Below are 4,082 nucleotides of genomic sequence, written 5' to 3' on the forward strand. Positions count from 1 at the left end.
CGACGCGTTCCGGCGGCGGGCGCACCACGCGCGGCTGCCCGAGGCGATAGCGGGCGGGAGCGTACGTACCACCGCGCCCGCCGCCGAGGACGAGGTGCTGGCGGCGACCGTCGACGGTGAGGTCGGCGACGCCCTGCGCCGGCTCGCGCCCGAACTGGGCGACGTACTGCGGGCCATGGTGCTCGACGGGCTCACCGTACGGGAGACCGCCGTGCTGCTCGGCCTGCCGGAAGGCACCGTAAAGACCCGCGCCCGTCGGGCCCGGCGAGCCATGCGGGAGGCACTGTCATGATCAACAACTACGGGCGCAGGGGTACGGGCCCGGCGTCCGCGCACCACGCCTCCGAGCCGCTCATCAGCCGCTACGCACGCGGCGACACCGCCATCCCGGGCGACGAGGTCTGGGCCCTCGAAGCCCATCTCGAATCCTGCGCGCTCTGCCGGGCCCGGCTCGCCGCCGGCGTGGAGAGCGCCGCGCCCGCGGTGACCGGGCTCGTCGGCGGTGTCTGGTCGGAGCTGGCGCCGCTGCTGCCCACCACCGCTCCCATGCCCAGGCGCCGCCGCTGGGCCGTACCTCTGCTGGCCTGGGCCTCTCCGGTGATGATGCCGTGGATGTGCACGACCGTCCTCGTCACGCTGCTCGCCATCCTCTTCGACCGGATCAGCGGCTCGGGAATCGACTTCGTCCTCCTCCTGGCTCCCGTACTGCCCGTCCTGGGCGTCGCCGCCTCCTGGGCGCGCGCCTTCGATCCGGCGTACGAACTCACCGCGGGCACACCGCGCGCCGGGCTCCCGCTGGTGCTCCGGCGCACCACCTCCGTACTGGTCGTGGTGATCTCCCTGCTGACGGTCGCCGGCTGGATCACCGGTACCACCGTCGCCCAGTGGCTGCTGCCCTGTCTGGCCTTCACCACCGGCACGCTGGCGCTCGGCGGGCTGATCGGCATGACCAGGGCGGCGGCCGGACTGGTGCTGGTGTGGGCGGTGCTGATCGTGGCGCCGACCATGGCCGTGGACCGGACGCCCTTCGCCTTCCGGACGGACGCCCTTCCCGTGTGGGCCATTGTCCTCGCGCTCGGCCTGGCGGTCATGATCGCCCGCAGAGGCTCGTACGCCCGGCTCGGCCCGCTCCGCTGACGCACCGTCACCAAGCCGCCTTCACCGTCAGCACCCCGCCTCGCTCCCCGACACCACCAACTGCCCACCACCGAAAGGTCCTCACCCATGACCGAGGAAGTGACGACATGACACGCGGCGTGACCGCTGCCGAAGTGGCGCCCACCGCATACGCCTGGGAGATCCACGCCGAAGGGCTCAAGGTAAGGGCCGGAGGCCGCAAGATGGCCGTCGACGGTCTGGATCTGGCCCTCGGCACCGGAGTTCACGGGCTGCTCGGGCCCAACGGCGCCGGCAAGACCACTCTCATCCGCGCCCTCGCCACCGTCCTGCGGCCGGCCGACGGCTCCCTCGAACTGCTCGGCGCTCCCGCCGGCGCGCAGGCCCGCCGCCGCGAACTCCGTCGCCGGATCGGTTATCTGCCACAGGAGTTCGGGTACTACCGGCGCTTCACCGTCCGCGAGTTCATCGAGTACATGGCCTGGCTCAAGGAGGTCCCGGCCGCGGAGATCCCCGGTGCCGTACAGCGCGCCGTCGAGCGCGTCGGGCTCGCGGACCGCGCCGACCAGCGGATGAAGACGCTGTCCGGCGGCATGGTGCGGCGCGCCGGTATCGCACAGGCGATCGTCAACGATCCCCGGATCCTGCTGCTGGACGAGCCGACGGTCGGACTCGACCCGGCGCAGCGGCTGCGCTTCCGCGAACTGCTCCACCAGCTCGGTACGGACAGTTGTGTCGTCGTCTCCACACACCTTGTCGAGGACGTGGCGGCGGCCTGTACGGATGTGCTGCTCATCGCCGACGGGCGGACGGTGTTCAGCGGCACACCGGACCAGCTCGCGGACGCGGGCGGGCCCGAGGATCCGGGCGACAGTCCGATCGAACGTGGTTACGCGGCGCTGCTCATGCGCTCCGAGCCGGGAAGAGGTGCCTGGTGAACTCGTCACAGCCCACGCCGACTCGGACGTCACCCGCCAAGAACCCCGAGGCCCCGGCCCCGGGTCCGGGCCGCCCGCGCAGCGGCCGGATTCTGCGGATCGAGCTCCGTCACTCCACCGGTCTGTGGCTCGGTGCGATCCTCCTGCTCGGTTCGGTCGCCCTTCTCCAGCTCTTCGGCGGCGGCCCATGGGCGCAGGGCGCCGAGTCCTGGACCGCGCAGTGGACTTCCGCCGCCTGGTGGGAGCGGTATCTGATGGTGTTCCTGCTGCCGCCGGCCGTGGCGGCCGGCGCCGTACAAGGACTGCGGGACCACCGTTCCGGGATGACCGAACTCCTCGGCACGACGCCTCGTCCCGTCCGGCAGCGCTCGGCCAGGACCGCGGGCGCGCTGGCGCTCACTCTCGCCACCGCCTATCTGCTGGTCTTCCTCTACGGCGGCGTCCAGGTGATCGGCAACGAGGGCTACGCGCATCTTCGCTGGCTGCCCATCGTGGTGGTCGGTGCGCTGGCGCTGGTCGCCGCGGCCTGGCTGGGGATGGGCGTCGCCAGGACCGTACCGTCCGCGCTGACGCCGCCGGCGCTCACGCTGGCAACGCTGATGACCGTGGTGCTCGTCCATGACGCGGTCACGCCGGGCATGTTCCCGAACCGGATCGTGCTGCTGTCCCCGTCGCTGGCCGAGGTGCACAGCACGTTCCTGAACGTCGCGTGGCGTGTCAACGCCGGACAGACGGTGTGGCTGCTCGGTCTCGCCGCCACGGGTTTCCTGCTGCTGGTGGCCGGGAAGGCGCGCGCACGGCTGCTGGCGCTGCTGCCCGTGGTGCTGGGCGCGGCGGTCGCGGTGCCGCTGCTGCCCGCGCATCAGGACCGTAATTACGTCATCGACAAGGCGGCGACGGCGCTGGTGTGCGACGGCCCGGTCTGTGTGACGCGGGTGCACGAGCGGGAACTGGACGCGCTCGCGGGCCCCGGTGAGGAGGCGCTCCGGCTGCTCACCGGGGCCGGGCTGCCGGATCCGCCGTCGACGGTGCGCGAGACGGTTCCCGCGTGGCCACTCGGCGCGTGGCAGCCGCAGGCGCCGCCGCAGCCCGCCGGTTTCATCCCCGTGGACTTCGAGGCACAGGCGCTGAGCGGCGCCACGAAGGACGAGGTGCTGCGCGGTCTGCTGGCCGGGGCCGGCACGGCGCCCTGTGTCGTCCCGCTCAGGCCGTATCCGACCGAGGAGGAGGAGCGGCGGTACGACAGGACCAAGGCCGTACGAGAACTGGCCGCGCGCACGGTGGCCGCCGCCTGGTTCACCGGCGAACTCAAGCCACTGCCCGGCGCGGGCGAGCTGGGCGCCGACGCGAGCAAGCTCGCCGGTCCGGCCTGGAACGCGCTGCGCGCGCTGCCGACGGACGAACAGCGCGCCCGGATCGCGGCCCTGCGGACAGCGGCGCTGCGGTGCGAGGGCGACTTGCTGACGGTACTGACGGTACTGAAGGAAGACGGCCCGAGGTGAGCGAGGTGACACCCGGGGAGCAGCCGAGACCGAAGGAACGGCCGGGATCTGTCAGGTCGTTGGCGCCGTACGCACGCTCGATGGCGCCGTACCCACGGTCGTTGGCCACGCGCGCCCGGTGGTCGGTGCTCTACGGCCGGTCGCGTCAGGTGCCTGCCTCGGTCGCCGCCGTGGTGGTCTGTGCCGTCGCCGTGTGGTCGCTTCCTCGGAGCGGGACGGCCGGGGATCCGAGGATGATGGCCCTGCTGCTGACCGCCGTGGTGGCGGTGGGCGCGATCGGGCTGGGTGGGCAGGATCTCGCGCTGGACCGTACGGCGGCGATCCGCTGGGCACCTCGGCGCGCGGCGCACGTGCTGCTCATCGCCGCGCTCGCCGTGGGCGTACTGCTGGTGCTGTCGGCCCTGTCGGTGTTCTCGGCGCCGGGCGGCGGGCCGGTTCCGGTGGCGTACGCCGTACGGAACGGCGCCGGGCCGGCGGGCGTCGCCGCGATCGGGGCGACGGTGTGGGGCGGCCGGTACGCGTGGGC

5 protein-coding genes are annotated in these 4,082 nt (G+C 72.9%); all 5 read left to right on the top strand.

Annotated features, from left to right (window positions below):
- A partial coding sequence (locus tag GA0115259_RS33790) for an RNA polymerase sigma factor (protein WP_237540687.1) occupies positions 1-292 on the top strand: 292 nt, incomplete at its 5' end.
- Positions 289-1,137 (top strand): zf-HC2 domain-containing protein, encoded by an 849-nt coding sequence (locus GA0115259_RS33795; protein WP_093603990.1) that lies wholly within the window; start codon positions 289-291, stop codon positions 1,135-1,137. The genes GA0115259_RS33790 and GA0115259_RS33795, both read left to right, overlap by 4 nt.
- Positions 1,138-1,244: 107 nt before the next feature.
- Positions 1,245-2,054 (top strand): ABC transporter ATP-binding protein, encoded by an 810-nt coding sequence (locus tag GA0115259_RS33800; RefSeq protein WP_093603992.1) that lies wholly within the window; start codon positions 1,245-1,247, stop codon positions 2,052-2,054.
- Complete coding sequence (locus tag GA0115259_RS33805) at positions 2,051-3,556, top strand: hypothetical protein (protein ID WP_093603994.1); 1,506 nt, start codon at positions 2,051-2,053, stop codon at positions 3,554-3,556. The genes GA0115259_RS33800 and GA0115259_RS33805 overlap by 4 nt, the downstream gene beginning before the upstream one ends.
- A 101-nt stretch (positions 3,557-3,657) precedes the next feature.
- Positions 3,658-4,082: hypothetical protein (locus tag GA0115259_RS40820; RefSeq protein ID WP_161230540.1), on the top strand; the 425-nt coding region annotated here is incomplete at its 3' end.

Source organism: Streptomyces sp. MnatMP-M17 (assembly GCF_900091995.1).
Lineage (GTDB): Bacteria > Actinomycetota > Actinomycetes > Streptomycetales > Streptomycetaceae > Streptomyces.

Excerpts from the sequence above, each read along its gene's own strand:
- GA0115259_RS33795 (WP_093603990.1), top strand. The coding sequence starts at position 289 with ATGATCAACAACTACGGGCGCAGGGGTACGGGCCCGGCGTCCGCGCAC.
- GA0115259_RS33800 (WP_093603992.1), top strand. The coding sequence starts at position 1,245 with ATGACACGCGGCGTGACCGCTGCCGAAGTGGCGCCCACCGCATACGCC.